This is a genomic window from Mesorhizobium abyssinicae, assembly GCF_049887195.1.
GTDB classification, from domain to species: Bacteria; Pseudomonadota; Alphaproteobacteria; order Rhizobiales; family Rhizobiaceae; genus Mesorhizobium; species Mesorhizobium abyssinicae.
Genome location: NZ_JARAKC010000018.1, coordinates 1 through 18355, shown reverse-complemented (window position 1 = coordinate 18355; position 18355 = coordinate 1). Strand labels below are relative to the sequence as shown.

Genomic DNA, 18355 nt, shown 5'->3' with positions numbered 1-18355 from the left:
GGCTGCAGCTTTCAACGATCCTGCCGCGCGCCTATCCACCGCCAGCGCCAACAACCGTCGATAAAGGCTCAAGCCGCAGCTCCATATGGCCCGCCTGTTCCTCCCCAACCAGGCCGCCGGCCTCGGGTCGAGATCCGGCGCGATGGTTGCGAGCGCAGAGCCGAGACGGTCAAATGTGAGAAGCGTCGAGAGCCGATCGCGCGTTCCAGAAGCAATTTCCTTGCCGGGTTCGGTTAGCTGATAGGCGGGGCCTCGCACCCTCCCTCGCCCCAGCCATCCTCGCAACTCGTGCAGTTGAGCCAATCCGAGCCGATACGCGCGAAAAATGACGGTGGTGTTGGCGGGCGGCAGGTCGAGCCCGTCTCAATGATATTGGCCGCCCTCGCCATAGGCGAAGGCGACCATCGCGTTTTCATTTTCAGCAAAGGAAAAGCCCGCGTCGCCGCGGGCTTTAGCTGCGTATCGGACACTCAGGCTTTGTCGACGAGGTTCTTCACCGCGTCTTTGACCTGACCCTTCGCAACCTGCGCGTTGCCCTTGGTTTCCTGGACTTTGCCCTTGGCCTGTTCTTCGTGGTTGTCCACGGCCTTGCCTACAGCCTGGCGCGCCTTTCCAGCGACTTCGTTGGCCTTGCCTTTAACCTTGTCCGACGTGCTTCCCATGACGAGCTCCTTCTTAAGTCAGGCAATCACTCGGTAAAGGAATTTACGCCTCGACAATTGGTTCCACAGCGAGTAGCCGCAAGTTACCGGTCGGCTTGAGTGGGAGACCGGCGCTGAAGTTAGACCTCAGGATCGGACGCGCTGACCGGGACGGACGTTGGATGCGCACGGGTCGACCGCAAAGGAGAGAATGCGGCAACAGCCGCATGCCAGCCTTTCGCGGCCGGGCCAAAGCCGCCACTCACCGCTCCCCCCTTACCGGCCCTCAGCTACCTGGCTCTGGGACATCAAGTACATGGCGGATGCCCTCGCCCCTCCATCGCGACCTCGTTCATGGCGATGGTGAAAGCGCCGGGATAAGATCCGAGGAGGGCACGAACTCAAAATAGTTCGGAGACGGGTACAGCAAACTGGCAGGGTGGAAATCCGCGCGCGACGCACTGTTTGCCCGCTTTGAGGCCTCACTGCTCGCGGGATAGACGAGCCCCATGATTTTCAGACTTACCTTCCTCGGCACCTCGGCCAGCGTTCCCTCTGCGGATCGCAATCACCCTGCCCTACTTGTGGAGGCAGGCGGCCACCGAATTTTGGTCGACTGCGGAGAAGGCACGCAGCGCCAGTTGCTGCGCAGCGGCGCCGGCTTGCGGCGGCTTCATCGCTTGCTCCTCACGCACGCGCATTTCGACCATACACTTGGGATCCCCGGCCTGTTCTCGACGCTCCGGTTAGGGCAAAGCGAAGAGCTCCTCACCGTCCATGGAGGCCCGGACACCCTCGACGTCGTGGTGCGCATGCTGGCCGGCCTGTGGGGTGAAGGACGAGCGCCGATCCCACTAAGGCTTGAGCCGCTGACGCCCGGTCGGTTTTTCGACGCGGATGAATTCACGATCGACTGCTTTCAGGTTCGCCATCGCGACACGGATAGCTATGGCTTCGTGCTCGAAACGCCCCCGCGCCGCCACCTTCGCGCCGATTACCTGGTGTCTCTGGGCGTGCCAAACGGTCCAATCAGGAAGGAACTGGTGGAAGGCCGGGCTATCACCCTGGCGGATGGCCGAACGGTTGCTTCCGAAGACGTGTTGGGACCGCTGGAAGCAGGCAAGAAGCTCGTGATCATCGGCGACACAGAGTCCACCGATGGGCTGGCGGAACATGTCCGCGGCGCTGACCTTCTGGTGATCGAGGCCACCTTCCTGGACCGAGATGCGGCCATGGCGCGCGACTACGGACATCTCACGGCTGCGCAGGCGGCATCTCTGGCGGCGACGAGCAATGTGAATCAGCTCGTTCTTACGCATATCTCCGGCCGATATGCCAACGAAGAAATCCTCGCGGAGGCCGTGCGGGCATTTCCGAACAGCCGGATTGCGGCTGATCTCGACGTGCTCACCATATAACAGCTACGATGACATTCAGGATAGGCATCATCTCCGACACCCACGGCCTGCTGAGGCCGGAGGCGGAACGACGCCTGGCCGGGGTCGACCACATCATCCATGGCGGGGACATTGGCAGTCCTGAAATCATTGCCACGCTGCAGCAGATCGCACCAGTCACCGCGAAAGAGGAAACGTCGATACGGCTGGGTGGGCTGCTACCTACGCCGACACCGCGTTGGTGCGGCTGGCAGGCCGAACGCTCTACGTCCTCCATGATCTGAAGACGCTGCAGGTCTCACCAGCGGCACTCGGTATCGACATGGTCGTGTGGGGTCACTCCCATGTGCCGACACTCAAAACCGTTGATGGCGTGCTCTACCTTAATCCTGGCAGCGCCGGTCGCCGTCGTTTCAAGTTGCCGATCACCCTTGCGACGGTTGATATCGCGCCTGACGGTCTACTGCCGGTCATTCAGGATCTCAGTAGCAGCTAAGGCGCCGATCAAGGCGATCGCATGCCAAGCGGGACGGCCTCCGCAAGCGACCATCACCTCAAATTGGCTTCTTGAACCGGCCGAAATGGAGAGTTCGACAATGCCTTTTATGCGACTGTCAGCGAGGCACTGACGTGACGTTTGGCGCGAGAAAGTTTTGGGCTCGCAGCCAATGCAAAATGGGCGTATCCTGGCATATCGTCGGCAGCTAATAAGTGAGCCGGCGACTGAGAGCGCAAGACTCCCGCATCGGACTGGGCGCGCTCGAACCACAACTACTCGTCGCGCTCACGAGACCATCTGCCTCCGCCGAACCTCTTTTGCCCGGTTCCGCGCAGAATTGCCGTTTGCGATTCGGAAGAGGAGCGTCCCGATGCGGATTTTTCAAAATCGTCGCACGTTCCTGGCCGGCGCGGCGGCGACCGGCGCCGCAAGTCTCATCGGCGGAACGACTGAGGCCTGGGCCGAGGCGCCCCCGGAAACGACTACCGTGCGCCTGGGCCGCTGGGTAGGTGGAGCTTATTGCTGGGGTTCGCTCTATCTCGCCGGAGAATTGTTGCGCGCCGACGGCATAACCGACGTCCGCTACGTCCAAGGAGACACCAAGGTCGACAACACGCTGTGGCTCGCTGGCGGAGTGACGGATTTCGATTTCAACATGCCGACGATGCATATCCGGTCCATCGATGCAGGAGCACCTATCAAGATATTGACCGGCGTGCACATGGGTTGCTGGGAGTTGCGGGCCAGCGACAGCGTCAACGGCGTTGCTGACCTGAAGGGCAAGCGGGTGGGGATTTGGGCCCTGAACGACCACCCACACGTATTCCTTAGCCTGATCGTCAACTACGTTGGGCTGGATCCCGGCCACGACATCGAATGGGTCGTGGGGCCCTCGCCGATGCAGGATTTCATCGACGGCAAGGTCGATGCCTTCCTCGCCGACACCAGCGCGTTCTCGAAGGTCCGTTCCGACGAGATCGGCCACACGATTGTCAGCAACTTGGTCGACCGTCCATGGTCGGAATATTACTGCTGCATGGTCGCAGGCAGGGCGGACTATGTAGAAAAATACCCGCTGGCGACCAAGCGTGTGCTGCGAGCCATCCTCAAGGCTGCTGATTTCTGCGCATCCGACCCGACCTCGGCGGCGCGTGAGCTGGTCGATCGCGGCTTTCTGCCGAGCTACGACCTTGCACTGACGACCCTGCAGAATACCGCGCACGACAAATGGCGGGACTACGATGCTGAGGATTCTGTTCGCTTCTACGCGCTGCGCATGCAGGAGACGGGCATGATCAAATCGAGCCCGCAGGAGATCATCGCAGACGGAACGGACTGGCGCTTCCTCGACGAGTTGAAGCGTGAGCTGAAAATCTGATCCCATTTGTCTCAAGGGGAGACGTGGAGATGCAAATCATCCAGAGCCGCCGGCGCTTCCTGGCCGGCATTGCGGCGGCTGGCAGCGCAGGGTTGTTCAACATTGGTCCAACCAATGCCGCAGGGGAGCCGCCGCCGGAAACGACCACCGTCCGCCTGCCGCGGTACATCGGCGGGGCCTATTGTTGGGCAGGCCTTTACCTCGCCGGAGAGATGCTGCGCGCCGAGGGGGTCACCGATGTCCGCTATGTGCAAGGCGACAAGAAGGTTGATCATTCGGCGTGGATCGCAAACGGCGAGACGGACTTCAGTGTGAACTACGTGCCGATTCATCTGGCGTCGATCGATGCAGGCGTGCCGATCAGGGTGCTAACCGGCCTGCACTCCGGGTGCCTCGAACTGATCGCCAACGACAACGTCAAACGAATTTCGGACTTGCGGGGACGGCGGGTCGGGGTCTTTACGCTCGATTCGCCGCAATACGTATTGGTCTCTCTGATGGCCGCCTATGTTGGGCTCGATCCGGTCAACGACATCGAATGGGTCATCGAAGAACAGAATTTTGCGGAAGGCTTCGTGGCAGGAAAATACGATGCATTCCTCGGCCAACCACCCCGAACGCAGGAACTCCGGTCCAGAAGAGTAGGCCATACGATCCTGAACTCAACCACCGACCCGCCGTGGTCGCAGCACTTCTGCTGCATGATTTCTGCGACTGCGGATTATGTCGACAGATATCCGGTAGCGACTAAGCGCGTCCTGCGGTCCATCCTCAAGGGCGCCGACCTCTGTGCCTCAGATCCGTCATGGAGCGCAGCGCAGCTAGTCGATCGAGGGTTCGTCCCCAGCTACGAACTCGCGCTGCAAACGCTTAGCGACATCCGGTATGACAGATGGCGGGATTACGATGCCGAAGCCTCGATGCGCTTTTACGCGTTGCGCATGCACGAAACGCGCATGATCAAGTCGAGCCCGCAAGAGATAATCGCCACTGGATCGGATTGGCGCTTTCTCGATCAACTGAAGCGCGAGTTGAAGACCTAGGCAATCGCCAACAGGCCGTGCGCCCTATCAAGGGAAGGAGAGGCTATGCAGATCATCCAGAATCGCCGCCGTTTCCTAGCCGGCGCTGCGTCAGCCGGCGCCGCGAGCCTAGTTGGGGTCCGCCAATCGCTCCCCTCTGAGCCACCACCCGAGACGACGCGGATCCGGCTCATCCGGATTCCCAGCATCTGTCAGGCCCCCCAGTATGTAGCCGAAGAACTGCTGCGCAGCGAAGGGTTCACCGAGGTGCACTACCTCCAAAAGAGGGGGACCGCAGACATCGCGCCGGCTCTCGCCTCCGGTGAAGCCGACCTCAGTGCGCATTTCGCGGCCCCGCTCCTTCTCCACCTGGAGGCTGGGGATCCGATCGTCATCCTGGCTGGTCTCCACGTCGGCTGCTTTGAGCTGTTCGGGACCGATCGCGTCCAAGCAATCCGCGACCTCAAGGGGAAGACCGTGGCCGTGCCGTCGCTGGATTCCAGCCGATACGTCTTTCTCGCCAGTATGACGGCTTATGTGGGCCTGGACCTCCATAAGGACATACACTTCGTCACCCATCCGGGCCCCGAGTCCATCCGGCTCCTAAGTGAGGGGAAGATCGACGCCTATCTGGGCTTTCCCCCCGAACCGCAGGAGATGCGGGAGCAGCAGATCGGCCATGTAGTGATTAGCAGCACCGTGGACCGGCCCTGGTCGCAATACTTCTGCTGCATGCTGGCTGGGAACCGGGAGTTCGTGCGCACGAATCCGGTGGCCACCAAACGCGCCCTCCGCGCCATCTTGAAAGCGGCGGATTTCTGCACCAGCGAGCCCGAGCAGTCCGCCCAGTTCTTGGTGGAGCAGGGCTATACTAAGCGCTATGACCATGCCCTCCAGGTCTTGAAGGCGATCCCCTACGGTTGGCGTGAGTATAGCGCTGAGGACACGCTGCGCTTCTACGCCTTGCGCCTCCACGAGGTCGGGATGCTCAAGAGCACCCCCCCGAAGCTCCTCGCCCAGGGCGCCGACTGGCGTTTCCTCGCCGAACTGAAGAACGAGTTGAAGACGTAGGCAATCGCCAACACGCCGTGCGCCCTATCGAGGAAGGAGAGGCCTATGCAGATCATCCAGAACCGTCGCCGTTTCCTGGCCGGCGCTGCGGCAGCAGGCGCTGCGAGCCTCGTTGGGGTCCGGCAATCGCTCCCTGCAGAGCCACCGCCGGAAACGACGAGCGTCCGCCTTGCAAAGATCAGGGGCATCTGTATCGCGCCTCAATATGTTGCCGAGGAGCTGTTGCATGCGGAGGGCTTCACCGAGGTTCGCTATGTAATGACTGAGACAGCCGCGGGGCAATCTGACGCGGTCGCGAGTGGCCAGGTGGACTTTACTTTGAATTTCGCCGCGCCGCTTGTGGTGACGTTGGATGCAGGGGGCCCGATCTCCGTGCTGGCCGGGGTGCACCCTGGCTGCTTTGAGCTATTCGGAACCGAGGATATCCGCGGGATCAGAGACTTGAAGGGCAAGAGTGTCGGCGTCCAAGCCTTGGGCTCGAGTCCGCATGTATTTTTGACGGGCATGGCGGCCTATGTCGGGCTGGATCCACTGAAGGACATAAATTGGGTCACCAGCCCGACCATCAAACCAATGACGCTCTTCACGCGGGGAGAAATCGATGCGTTTCTCGGCTTTCCGCCCGAGCCCCAGGAACTGCGCGCCCAAAACGTGGGCCACGTAGTAGTCAACAGCGCCGTCGATCGTCCCTGGTCACAGTACTTTTGCTGCATGCTGGCCGGCAACGCCGACTTCGTTCACAACAACCCGATCGCGACCAAGCGCGTCGTCCGCGCCATTCTGAAAGCCGCGGACCTTTGCGTCGCTGAGCCACAGCGTGTCGCACGACAGATCGTCGATGACGGATTCACGGCTAACTATGACTATGCACTGCAGACGATGACCGACGTGCCTTACAACAAGTGGCGAGAATACGATCCGGAAGACACGATCCGGTTTTACGCCCTGCGACTTCAAGAGGCCGGCATGATCAGGTCGGGTCCCCAGAAGATCATCGCAGACGGTACCGATTGGCGGTTCCTCAACGAGCTAAAGGCGGAGCTGAAGACGTAGACCTATCGTCCACGCGCGGTGCCTTTTTCAGGGAAGGAGAGACTCGTGCAGATTGTCCACAGCCGTCGCCGTTTCCTCACAGGCCTGTCTGCGCTCGCAGCAGCAGGCCTTGCCAACGGCCGCAATACGGCAGCAGCCGACGCGCCACCTGAAACCATCACCGCTCGCATGGCGGCGGGACCATCGCGAAGCGCGCTACGACGTGTGGCGGGAGTTCGACCCCGAAGACACAATGCGCTTCTACGCACTGCGGATGAACGAAGTCGGCTTCATCGAGGCCGGCCCTAACAAGATTATCGCCAACGGCACGGATTGGCGTCTCCTCAACGAGATCAAGCGCGAGCTGAAAACGTGAGCAGCCAACCGGTACATAGTTGCCTTTTATGGGAAGGAGAGGCCCATGCAGATCATTCAAAATCGCCGCACCTTCATGGCTGGCGCTGCGGCGGCCGGCACCGCCGGTTTCATCGGCGCAACGACTGAGGCCTGGGCCGAGGCACCACCGGAAACGACCTCCGTTCGCTTGCCGCGGTGGATCGATGGTGCCTACTGCTGGGCTGGGATGTACCTGGCCGGAGAGCTCCTCAAAGCGGAGGGCTTCACCGACGTCCGCTACGTGCAGGGCGAGGAGAAAGTCGATCAGGCGGTGTGGATTGCACGCGGCGACACGGATTTCAGCATGAACTACGCGCCGGTCCATGTCGCGTCGATCGACGGCGGCGTGCCAATCAAGGTGCTTGGCGGTCTGCACTCCGGGTGCCTCGAGTTGATCGCCAACGACAGCATCCAAGGCATTCCAGACCTCAAGGGCAAGCGGGTGGGCATGCACGACATCGATGCGCCGTCGCGCGTGCTGGTCGCCCTTATGGCCGCCTATATCGGACTGGATCCCGACAACGACTTCGAATGGGTCCAGGAAAGCAAACCGGTGGAAGCCTTCGCCGAAGGAAAGTTCGATGCATACCTCTTCACGCCGCCGGAGACGCAGCAACTGCGCGCCAAGAAAATCGGCCACACGATCCTCAACACAACCATCGACCGCCCCTGGTCGCAGCACTTCTGCTGCATGACCTCGGCCGCTGCGGATTACGTGAACAAGTACCCGGTGGCGACCAAGCGCGTGCTCAGGGCGATCGTCAAGGGTGCTGACCTCTGCGCGTCGGATCCCGCATGGAGTGCAGGGCAGATGGTCGAGCGAGGTTTCGTAGACAGCTACGAATACGCGCTGCAAACGCTGAGCGATACGCGGTACGACGTCTGGCGGGACTACGACGCCGAAGCCTCGATGCGCTTCTACGCGCTGCGCATGCAGGAGACGGGCATGATCAAGTCGAGCCCACAGCAGATCATCGCCAGCGGCACCGACTGGCGCTTCCTCGAGGAGCTGAAGCGGGAGTTGAAGACGTGAGCGGGTTGGCGGCCCGTATCCTGCTCCTCGCGCTGATGACCGTGCCAGCGCAGGCACATGACGCGCAGCACAATCAGCGATTGCCGGCAATCGGACCGGCTCCAGACTTTACGCTGACATCGCAGGACCGGGCGCACGTCTCGCTGCGCGACTTCCGCGGCAAGGTGGTCGCCATTGCATTCATCTATACGTACTGTACCGACGTCTGTCCGATGCTGACCGCCCATATGGCCAGCGTGCAGGAGAAGCTGGGCTCTACGTTCGGATCGAAGATCGACTTCGTTTCGATCACTGTCGACCCGGAGCGCGATACCCCCGATGTCTTGAAGGAATACGCACAGAATTTTGGCGCCGATCTGAAGGGCTGGTCGTTTCTTACCGGTGATCCGGCGGTCGTCCATGAGGTGGGACGGAAATACGGGGTCATCGCGAAGAAGGCGGCGAACGGAGAGGTTGACCATACCTTGTTGACGTCGCTCGTAGACCCCAATGGCATCTTGCGAGTACAGTATCTTGGCGTCCGGTTCGACTTGGAGGAGTTCCGGGATGACCTTGTCAGCCTCTTGGACGAATCCAAATAGCATAACGAACCGGCTCGTTGGGTGGGTTGCCCGGCTGCCGGCTCGCGTCCAGACCAAGCTCTTGATCGCGTTCCTGTCGATCGTCGGCTTGCTGATCGTGCTCGGGGCCGTCGGGTTGCAGGTGCTGAGTGGGGTCAACGATCAGACCAACGAGCTGATCAAGCTGCAGCGCAGGATCGCGGCCTACCGCCAGGTACAGCACGATACGACCACCCAGCTCTACGGCATCTCCACCGCCCTGTTGCTTCAGGACGACCGGATGCTGGATGCTGCGCTGCGCCAGCTCAATCAGTTCGGCTACGACCTCGACCGCATGGAGTTCGTCGCCAAAGCCGAGGTGGAAGTGCTTGGTCAGGTCAGGCAAGAGTACGAACGAGTGACGGCCGGGGTCACGCACGTGGTAGAACTCGTCCGCGCCGGCCGTACTGAGGAGGCGCGCAAGGTTCAGCTTGATGAAATCATACCGTCGGCTGATCGCCTCGAGCGGCTGACAAACCAGCTGGTCAACATGGCCGAAGCCGACATGGTGGCGGCCATCGAAACGACCGAGGGTGCGTACGGCACGTCCAGACTGATCGTGGTCTCGTTTGCCGTGGGCAGCATCCTGCTGGCGTTGGGGCTCGGTTACATCATCTCCTGGTCGTTGATCGAACCGGTCAAGAAGATCGAGACGCGTCTCAGCCAGATAGCGGCCGGCGACTTCGCCCAACAGGTTGCCGTCGCCAATCGCGACGAACTTGGAGTGCTCGCCGCCAACGTTAACCAGACCTCCGACCAGCTTGGGCGCCTGTATCAGGAGATTGAGACGCGTACCCAGCAGCTCGACGAGGCGCTTCAGCAGCAGACGGCCACTGCAGACGTTCTGAAGGTCATCAGCCGCTCTACCTTCGATCTGCAGGTCGTGCTCGATACGTTGGTGGAATCGGCTGTCAGGCTCTGCCGTGCCGACAAGGGTGGTATCGTGCAGTTGCTTGATGGCGTATTCCGCTATGTGTCGACGCATGGCTACCCGCCCAGTTTCCGTGCTTATGTCGACGCCAATCCATTTCCAGCGCTTGCCGCAGGCCGAGGCTCCGCCGTAGGGCGCGTAATCGAAGAACGGCGGATCGTGCAGATCGAAGACGTGACCGCTGATCCGGACTACCGCGTTGCCTTGATCGCTGAGGCCGGCGGATTCCGCACCGTCCTCGCTGCCCCGCTGTTGCGGGAAGGTGATCTCGTTGGCGTATTCGTCATGACGAGGGTTGAGCCGCAACCTTTCAATCCCAAGGAGATCGCACTTGTCGAGACATTCGCCGACCAGGCCGTGATCGCCATCGAGAATGCGCGGCTCTTCGAGGCGGTGCAGTCACGGACGCGCGAGCTTGCCGCGTCTGTTGGTGAACTCGAGGCGCTTGGTGAGGTGAGCAAGGCGGTCAATTCGACGCTGGATCTCGACACGGTGCTGAAAACGATCGTCGCCAAAGCGGTCCAGTTGTCGGAGACGGATGCTGGCACGATCTACGTGTTCAGCAGCACGCGGCAGCAATTCCGTCCGCGCGCAAACTTCGGCATGAGCGATGAGCTTATCGCCGCAGTCTCGCACCAGACGATCGGGCTGGCCGATATGGGGATCGGCGACGCGCCCGGACGGTGCATGCCGGTACAGTTTCCCGACCTCAGCAAGGAGACTTCCTCCTTCCCTGTGAGAAAGACGATCGTCGACGCCGGGTATCGCGGTATCCTGATCGTTCCGCTGCTGAGGCCCAACAAGATCGTCGGTGCGCTGGTCGTCAGGCGCCACAAGCCAGGTGCCTTCCGAGAGCAAGTTGTCCACCTGATGGAGACTTTCGCAGCCCAATCGGTGCTCGCGATCCAGAATGCCAAGCTGTTTCGCGAGATCGAGGAGAAAGGCCAGGAGCTGGAGGCAGCCAGCCGCCACAAGTCCCAATTCCTCGCGAATATGAGCCACGAGCTCAGGACACCGCTCAATTCGGTATTGGGCTTCACAGAACTGCTGGTCGACGGCATCTACGGAGAACTCCCGGACAAGGCAAAGACGACCGTCGCGCGCGTGCAGGCAAACGGCCGTCACCTCCTCGGGCTCATCAACGACGTACTCGACCTTTCCAAGATCGAAGCCGGCCAGCTCACGCTAGCGATCGAGGACTACTCCGTCGCGCAGATTGTTCGATCGACCGTTACGGCTGTCGAGCCGCTGGCACGAGCGAAGCGTCTTGAGCTTTCAACGACTGTTGCCGAGAACCTTCCAATCGGCCGCGGGGACGAACGCCGTTTAACGCAGGTTCTGTTGAATCTTGCAGGCAATGCCGTGAAGTTCACCGAAACGGGTGCGGTCGACATTCTTGCCGATGTGGTCGACGGGCACTTCGAGATCACCGTCCGAGACACCGGTCCCGGCATCGCGTCCAAGGACCAGGCCCTCATCTTCGAAGAATTCCAGCAGGTCGACAACAGCAGCACCAGGCAGAAGGGTGGCACAGGTCTTGGCCTGGCGATCTCGAAGCGCATCGCCGAAATGCATGGCGGAACCATAGACGTCGAGTCCGTGATCGGGTCAGGGTCGACATTCCGTCTGAAAATACCGATCCGGATGAATGAGGACGTGAGGGCCGCATGAGCAAACGAATCCTGATGGTGGAAGACACCGAGGACAACCGCCAGATCATCCGCGATCTCATTGCCACCACCGAATACGAACTGATTGAGGCGACGGACGGCGCCGCCGGCATAGCTGCGGCCGCAGCGCACAGGCCAGACCTGATCCTTATGGACATCCAGCTCCCGGTGATCGACGGGTATGAAGCGGCCCGCCGCATCAAGGCCGATCCGGCGCTCCGGCACATTCCGATTATCGCCGTCACCTCCTACGCGTTGTCGGGCGACGAGGCGAAAGCCCTTGCTGCTGGGTGCGATGGTTACATTGCCAAGCCATTCAGTCCGCGCCAGCTGCTTTCCGAGATTCGCGGATTCCTTTCTTGAGGGAGGCAGCGCCTTGCACGATCCGCCTCGCATTCTCGCGGTCGACGATACTCCGGAAAACCTTGAGATCCTGCGCATGCGTCTCGAGGCGAATGGCTATGAAGTTGCAACCGCCGCCGATGGTGAAGAGGGGCTTGCGAGAGCCCGCGAACTCACACCTGATCTGATCCTGCTCGACATCATGATGCCGAAGCTCGACGGCATCAGTGTGGTGCGCATGCTCAAGCACGACCAATCGCTGCGATCGATCCCCGTTGTACTTGTCACCGCGAAGGCCGATACGCGCGACCTAGTCGAGGGGCTGGACGCCGGTGGCGACGACTATCTGACAAAGCCCTTCGAGCACAGGGCGCTGCTAGCGCGGGTGCGCTCGATGTTGCGCCAGAAGGCGCTTCACGACACTGTCGCGAGCCAGGCCAAACGCCTTGAGCACCAAGCCGCGCAACTTTCCGACTGGAACCGCTCGCTCGAGCAAACCGTGGCTGAGCAGGTGACGGAGCTCGAGCGAATGGCGCGGCTTAGGCGGTTCCTGCCCGAACAGGTCGCCGACCTCATCGTTGCGGCGGGCAATGGAGATGCGCTCTTGCAGAGCCACCGCCGCGAGGTGACGGTTGTCTTTTGCGATTTGCGCGGATTTACGGCCTTCGCAGAGACCGCCGAACCCGAAGAGGTCATGACAGTTCTGGCGGAGTATCATTCCTGTCTTGGCGAACAAATTGTCCGCCACGAGGGGACTCTTGAGCGGTTCGTGGGCGACGGTATCGTCGTGATTTTCAACGATCCACTGCCATGCGCTGACCACAGCGAGAGAGCTGTCTCAATGGCTGCCGCGATGCGCGACGCGATTGACGAGCATTCAGAGCGATGGCGCAAGCGGGACTATTTGCTTGGCTTTGGGATCGGTATTGCCAGGGGCCACGCAACCATCGGGCGGATCGGTTTTGATCAGCGCTCGGACTATGCGGTCATCGGCACTGTGTCGAACCATGCCGCCCGATTGTGCGAGGAGGCTAAATCCCGTCAGATTCTTGTTAGCCAACGGGTCCTCGGAGCTGTCGAGTCACTGGTCGAATCCGTCCCTGTTGGCGAATTGACGCTGAAGGGTTTTCGCCGCCCGATGCCTGCCTATGAAATCTTGCGGTGGATCGGTCGACCAAGCTAGCGTTAGGCGCACTCCGGCTTCTTTCGGACGATGCGCCGCGTCGAACCACCGGCACAAAAGCAGCCCAACCATTGACCGATCTCGAAATCGCCGCAACAGGAGAAAGTGGTCGTTCCGCGAGTGGCAACCAATGGCAGCCTAAATTAGAGGCGCAAACGAGCCTCCTCACCTGTACACGCCGATGTCTGCTTTTGTGATGCGGTTACGACCTCAACACGACCGATATGAGGCGCATGCCAAACATTTTGCGTGCCTTTGAGCAACACCTTAGATAGCGCCCGCCCCTAACAAAGTGCGGCCCGAGGAAGCAGTTTAGGTCGCGTCTGCCCCCATGACGTAGCGCTGAAGCACTGGGCCGACATTCTCGATGATTTCTTCGTGCGACAGGGCCACCACCGGTGGCAACCGAAGGAGATAGCGGCACGTTGCCAATCCCAGTAACTGGCTGGCGACGAGCCCTGCGCGTCGGCCGGCGTCGGCAGGGTTGCCGAAAGCTGCAACAACTGGCCTAACCTGATTGGCGAACACGTCACGCACCTTCTCGGCGGCGAATTCGTTCGACGCCGCCGAGCGCAGCAGTATGACCATGCCGGTGGCGCTCGGCGATCCTTCCCATGTCCGCAGGAAACGTTTGATGATTGCGTCGCCGATGGAAGCGTGGTCGGTTACCAATGTTGCTGGGAGTTGCAGGTCGAAGAGCGCCGCCCTGGCGAACAACTCATCCTTGCTGTTGAAATAGCGGATCACCATCGCCGGATCGATCGAGGCGCGTGCTGCGATATCGCGTATCGATGCACCGTCAAAGCCATGCTCGGCGAATAGCTCTCTGGCAGCCTCCAGGATCGACGTTTTCGTGCGGTCGGATTTGCTTGGCTTTTTCGGCTGATTGGTACTCATCAAATTCATTTATCAACGACTGTTGACAAATTCAAGCGCGGCGATTAGAAAGTCAACGATCGTTGACAAATGGAGAGAAGAATGCTGCCCGACACCACCGAAGTCATGATCATTGGCGCCGGTCCGACCGGCCTCGCCTTGTCCATCGCCCTGCACCAGGCAGGGGTCGACCACGTCCTGGTCGAGCGTCTTGCCACGGGCCTCAACACCTCGCGCGCCGGAGTGGTTCACGCGCAGACGCTTAAATCGCTGGAGCCGCTCGGCGTCGCTGCACGTCTGGTTGAACATGGATTGAAGCTCGATGCCTTCGCGATCCGCGACCGTGACCGGACGTTGCTCCAGCTCGGCTTCGACAATCTGCCTTCGCCATATCCCTATGTGCTGATGATCCCGCAGAACCTAACCGAAGAAATCCTAGCCGAACGCATCGCCAAGCTGGGTGGTGTTATTCATCGGGGCGTCGAAGCCAAGGCCGTGACGCAGGATTCTGAGAGCGCCCATGTCACTGTCCTTCAGAATGGCCGTGAGAAGACGATCTCGGCGCGCTATGTCGTCGGCGCCGACGGCATGCACAGTGTCGTTCGCAAGGCTGCCGGCATTGGTTTTGACGGCGAGGCTTATGACGGCGTTTTTGTTCTAGCCGACGTGCGCCTCGACTGGCCTTTAGGACCGACGGAAGTATCGTTGCTGTTTTCACCGGCAGGTCTCGTGGTCGTGGCGCCACTGCCCGACGGATCGTACCGGATTGTAGCGACCGTCGACGAGGCGCCGGAGAAGCCGGGTATCGCCGACATCCAAGCGCTGCTCGACAGCCGCGGACCGTCCGGCGGCCGAGCGCGGGTGCTCGACCTGACATGGAGTTCACGCTTCCGCGTCCATCATCGTATTGCCAAATCCTACCGCAATGAGCGGCTGTTCGTGATGGGCGATGCCGCGCATGTACATAGTCCGGCCGGCGGCCAGGGCATGAACACCGGTTTGATCGATGCCGTCGTGCTGGGAGAACTGCTCGGCGAGGTGATCAACGGCGTCCGTCCGGAAAGCGAGCTCATTCTTTATGAGGCCTTGCGTCGTCCAGCGGCGCAGGAAGTGATCGAGCTGGCGGGAAGATTGACGAACATGGCGCTCGTGCGCGTTCCGCTGTTGCGCGTCTTGCGCAATGTCGCGCTTGGTCTCGTCAATAGGATCCCTACGATCAAGCGCGGGATCACTTTGAAACTTTCAGGCCTCAGCCGAGCAAAAATGGCGACCCTGCCGGCGCCCTCGCAGCCTGGCGTGCGCAAACAGTCGACGAACAGCGAAGTCAAGCTCGTCGCTTGAAGTCGCCGCCCACCGAATGCAGGAATGGCCGAGCAAAGGCGCTGGCTTAACCGTCGGTGCTTTTGAGCAGACTGAATGTCTGAAGTGGGGCCGACAGCGGACTGTCGGCTTCTGGCTTCGAAAAAAGCGATAGCAGACAGTCAACCAAGTGCGATTGAAGTCTCGAATATATCCTTTGCGAGTGTCCGCTCTGGTACGAGATTGGTATTCGGGAACTCGAGTGCCCAGGATGATCGCAGGACGCGCCAGAGGCCGTCGCCGACCGGCTTCAACTCGACAATCAACCAAACTGGGTAGCAGGGAGAATGGGAATGGGATCGCGCATTTTCGCAGCCGATGTTGGCGCTCCAGAAGGTCCGGTCACGTTGCCTGACGGCTCAATGTACATAACAGAGATGTCGCACGACACGCTCAACGTCACGAAACTGACCCCAACCGGATCAAGGCAAGTTGTCAAGAAGACGGGCGGTCGCCCGAACGGCCTTGCGATCGACGGCGAGGGATTGATTTGGGTAGCGGAAGCCGGCCTCCGTGCCCTTGTCTGCATCGACCCGGACGGCCGAGAAGTGAAGCGGCTCGAGGGTGATGACAAACACGGCCGCTTCTATTTTCCGAACGATCTGGCCTTTGGTCCGGACGGCCTCCTGTACATGACGGATTCGGGCATGGCACTCGCCGATTTTCTGGATGGTGAGAACATCGTAGAGGGATTTATGGACCTCGCATGGGATGGACGCGTTTACGCGATCAATCCCAAATCGAAAAAAATTGAGCGTCTAGTCGATAGCAGGATCCGCTTCACCAATGGCATAGCCTTCGATGCCGACGACGCACTCTACGCCAACGCCTCCTTCACTGGCGAAGTCTACCGTTACGATGTGTTCGGTTCGAAAACAGCGGTCCGCGAAGTTTTCGGTAACGTCTTACAAGAAGACGATCAGAAGGGGTTCAAAGGCCCCGACGGCATGAAGTTCGGTGTCGACGGCCGCCTCTATTGCACTGTCTATGGACAGCAGAACGTGACCGTTCTCGACAGAGATGGCCGAGTGGCCGATCGGATGATGCTTGACGGTCCTTGCCCTACCAACCTCGCCTTTTCGCGAGATGGCAAAAAGATACTTGTCACGGAGGTCGCAAAAGGTCAGGTCGAGATCCTTGAGGCTCCTTGCGCGGGGCAGGCCTTACACTATCCGATCACACGTTAGGACCCGTCGCGCCAGTTTGCTAGGCCCCGATTGGGACGTCAGGAGCAGACCCCATCCAACGTCCCTATTCGGCGCAATGTGTCTGGGCCCGCAAATAGCATGTCGGCTTTTGTGAATGGCGGCGAGAATGACCGCAATGTGGCGCGTTGCAGATCGGCAGCATCGGGCCGAAAGCGGTAGGTCAGCTTGCGGTATCGGGGAATCGATAGCGGACGCAATTTGCGATGCTCTATGTCTCGAGCTAACCGGTGGGAACATGGAATTCGAAGAGAATACGTCGGCTCGCCCATAACTGCCAGGGCGAAGGCCGGGCGCATGCAGTCAGGGCAGGGGAAACGGCGAGTCGGCGAGTGTTCGCAGATAGGCGATCACGTTCAGCCGGTCAGTTTCATCGGGTGCGCCTCGAACGTCCATGTTCACGCCCGGCGTCGTGAGAGTAGGACCGGCGAGAAAAATGTTGAGGTCCTCGTACGTCCAGGAACCCTCCCAGGCCAAGAGGGAGTGGGAGTAGCCGTCGAACTTCGTCGACGCCTTGTCGCGTCCGACGACGTTCCACAAGTTCGGCCCCTTGGTAGGTACATCCTGTGCACGCACGACATGACAGAAGGAGCAGTTGGAGGCAAAGAACGCCGCGCCCTTTGCCGGGTCACCGATTGCCAGCCTCGCGGAAATCGGCTCGGGCTTCAGAATGACGACCCCATGAGCCTGCAGGTAGGCGGCGATGTCGGCATGGTCGTCGTGCTTTGCAAGGTGGTAGGGCGTGATAATGCCGGGTAGACGGGCGGGGTCGCCCTGGATCCAGATGGCGTTCACGTCTGCGCCGGCTTCAACGAGCACCTTGACACAATCGAGACAGCCGTTCGCGACCGCGAAGTGCAACATGGGCTCGCCGCCTCTCGCTTTGGCATTGGGGTCAGCACCATGTGACAACAACAGTTGCATGAGGTCGGCGTAACCCTTCAGGACAGCAACGGTGATCGGCAGACCGAGCGCCGACTCCTTGCTCACACCCGCGCCGCGCTTGATCAGCAGTTCCGCCGCCTCGGGATGGTTGCTGCGAACTGCCAGGAAGAGAGGAGTGGCTCCCTTGTCCTGCTCCTCGATGGCCGCCCCTGCATCGAGGGCCGCTGCGATAGCGGCAAGGTCCCCGTTCTTGGCCGCCTCGTGAAGCGGACTGCCTTCGGCGGTCGTGAGAGCAGCCAAATAGATGAGCACGCTTCCAATCAGTTCACGCATCTGGCTCTCCCTGGGCCGACACGGTGATTGAGAAGCGTATACCCGATCAACTCCCTCGACTACTCCGGAGCGTCGGCGCGTCGCGCTCGCCATGAACGCAGATCAGGCGTATACTTGACGATTGCTGGCTGGGACCTGACGGAGCCGGCAACGGAGAGCGGGAGACTCCACCTTAAGATCTGGCGCGATTCTAACTCGCGTTGTTCCGCGCGCTCTCAAGACTGCCGCCTCGGCCGGCCTCTCGTTTGCGCTATTCCGGCCGCCATCACTTTTATCACTGGAGGAGAAAACAGCTTTCACTGGAGGAGAAATCATCATGTATTACCTTCCACGACGCGAATTCATCGCTCAAGGCAGCGCGGCCCTCGCGGCGCTCGCTATCTTCCACTCACGGTTTGCCCAAGCCTTTCCAAGCCGAGCGGGTGAAACCGTGATCCCGTGGCTTGATCAGCCGCAGCCCAATCCCGTTCCGGCGGTCATCCAGAGCCAGCTTGTCTGGGAGG

The 18355-nt window shown here is 60.5% G+C and carries 16 protein-coding genes and 2 pseudogenes; 15 read left to right on the top strand and 3 right to left on the bottom strand.

Features of this window, described 5'->3' with window-relative positions; all coding sequences use genetic code 11:
* Positions 1-470: 470 nt before the first annotated feature.
* The gene (locus tag PU724_RS26690; protein WP_354422621.1) at positions 471-662 is read right to left on the bottom strand and encodes a CsbD family protein; all 192 of its coding nucleotides are present in this window, start codon (positions 660-662) and stop codon (positions 471-473) included.
* A 491-nt stretch (positions 663-1153) separates the two neighbouring features.
* Here PU724_RS26690 and PU724_RS26685 point away from each other — a divergent pair, with 491 nt between their 5' ends.
* From PU724_RS26685 to PU724_RS26630, 12 genes and pseudogenes are all read left to right on the top strand, one after another.
* Positions 1154-2059, top strand: coding sequence for an MBL fold metallo-hydrolase (locus PU724_RS26685; RefSeq protein ID WP_354422960.1), 906 nt, complete (start codon positions 1154-1156; stop codon positions 2057-2059).
* 8 nt (positions 2060-2067) lie between these two features.
* Positions 2068-2534, top strand: a pseudogene (locus tag PU724_RS26680) (metallophosphoesterase family protein).
* A gap of 373 nt (positions 2535-2907) precedes the next feature.
* A complete protein-coding gene (locus PU724_RS26675; RefSeq protein WP_354422619.1) occupies positions 2908-3915 on the top strand; it encodes an ABC transporter substrate-binding protein in 1008 nt (335 codons plus the stop codon).
* A gap of 29 nt (positions 3916-3944) precedes the next feature.
* Positions 3945-4958, top strand: a complete 1014-nt coding sequence (locus tag PU724_RS26670) for an ABC transporter substrate-binding protein (RefSeq protein WP_354422617.1) — start codon at positions 3945-3947, stop codon at positions 4956-4958.
* 45 nt (positions 4959-5003) lie between these two features.
* On the top strand, positions 5004-6008 hold the full coding sequence (locus tag PU724_RS26665; protein WP_354422615.1) for an ABC transporter substrate-binding protein: 1005 nt from the start codon (positions 5004-5006) through the stop codon (positions 6006-6008).
* A gap of 45 nt (positions 6009-6053) precedes the next feature.
* Positions 6054-7061, top strand: coding sequence for an ABC transporter substrate-binding protein (locus tag PU724_RS26660; RefSeq protein WP_354422613.1), 1008 nt, complete (start codon positions 6054-6056; stop codon positions 7059-7061).
* A 52-nt stretch (positions 7062-7113) separates the two neighbouring features.
* Positions 7114-7416 carry a hypothetical protein gene (locus tag PU724_RS26655; RefSeq protein WP_354422611.1) on the top strand — a complete coding sequence of 101 codons (303 nt, stop codon included), beginning with the start codon at positions 7114-7116 and terminating at the stop codon, positions 7414-7416.
* Between the two features lie 45 nt (positions 7417-7461).
* The gene (locus PU724_RS26650) at positions 7462-8469 is read left to right on the top strand and encodes an ABC transporter substrate-binding protein (RefSeq protein WP_354422609.1); all 1008 of its coding nucleotides are present in this window, start codon (positions 7462-7464) and stop codon (positions 8467-8469) included.
* A complete protein-coding gene (locus PU724_RS26645; RefSeq protein WP_354422607.1) occupies positions 8466-9050 on the top strand; it encodes an SCO family protein in 585 nt (194 codons plus the stop codon). The genes PU724_RS26650 and PU724_RS26645 overlap by 4 nt, the downstream gene beginning before the upstream one ends.
* A gap of 61 nt (positions 9051-9111) precedes the next feature.
* Positions 9112-11670: a GAF domain-containing protein gene (locus PU724_RS26640; RefSeq protein ID WP_426213671.1), complete on the top strand. Its 2559-nt coding sequence runs from the start codon at positions 9112-9114 to the stop codon at positions 11668-11670.
* A complete protein-coding gene (locus PU724_RS26635) occupies positions 11667-12032 on the top strand; it encodes a response regulator (RefSeq protein ID WP_354422603.1) in 366 nt (121 codons plus the stop codon). The genes PU724_RS26640 and PU724_RS26635 overlap by 4 nt, the downstream gene beginning before the upstream one ends.
* Before the next feature lie 13 nt (positions 12033-12045).
* Positions 12046-13194 carry an adenylate/guanylate cyclase domain-containing protein gene (locus tag PU724_RS26630; protein WP_354422602.1) on the top strand — a complete coding sequence of 383 codons (1149 nt, stop codon included), beginning with the start codon at positions 12046-12048 and terminating at the stop codon, positions 13192-13194.
* A 312-nt stretch (positions 13195-13506) separates the two neighbouring features.
* Here the strand turns inward: PU724_RS26630 and PU724_RS26625 are convergent, their stop codons facing one another.
* Positions 13507-14091: a TetR/AcrR family transcriptional regulator gene (locus PU724_RS26625; RefSeq protein WP_354422600.1), complete on the bottom strand. Its 585-nt coding sequence runs from the start codon at positions 14089-14091 to the stop codon at positions 13507-13509.
* Between the two features lie 81 nt (positions 14092-14172).
* Here PU724_RS26625 and PU724_RS26620 point away from each other — a divergent pair, with 81 nt between their 5' ends.
* Both PU724_RS26620 and PU724_RS26615 read left to right on the top strand, forming a co-directional pair.
* A complete protein-coding gene (locus tag PU724_RS26620; RefSeq protein ID WP_354422598.1) occupies positions 14173-15411 on the top strand; it encodes an FAD-dependent oxidoreductase in 1239 nt (412 codons plus the stop codon).
* 311 nt (positions 15412-15722) lie between these two features.
* Positions 15723-16616, top strand: a complete 894-nt coding sequence (locus tag PU724_RS26615) for an SMP-30/gluconolactonase/LRE family protein (protein WP_354422596.1) — start codon at positions 15723-15725, stop codon at positions 16614-16616.
* A gap of 321 nt (positions 16617-16937) precedes the next feature.
* On the opposite strand, the gene PU724_RS26610 is transcribed toward PU724_RS26615, so the two are convergent.
* Complete coding sequence (locus PU724_RS26610) at positions 16938-17852, bottom strand: ankyrin repeat domain-containing protein (protein WP_354422594.1); 915 nt, start codon at positions 17850-17852, stop codon at positions 16938-16940.
* Positions 17853-18168: 316 nt separating this feature from the next.
* On the opposite strand from PU724_RS26610, the pseudogene PU724_RS26605 reads away from it, so the two are divergent.
* A pseudogene (locus PU724_RS26605) lies at positions 18169-18355 on the top strand (sulfite oxidase); the annotation flags it as partial.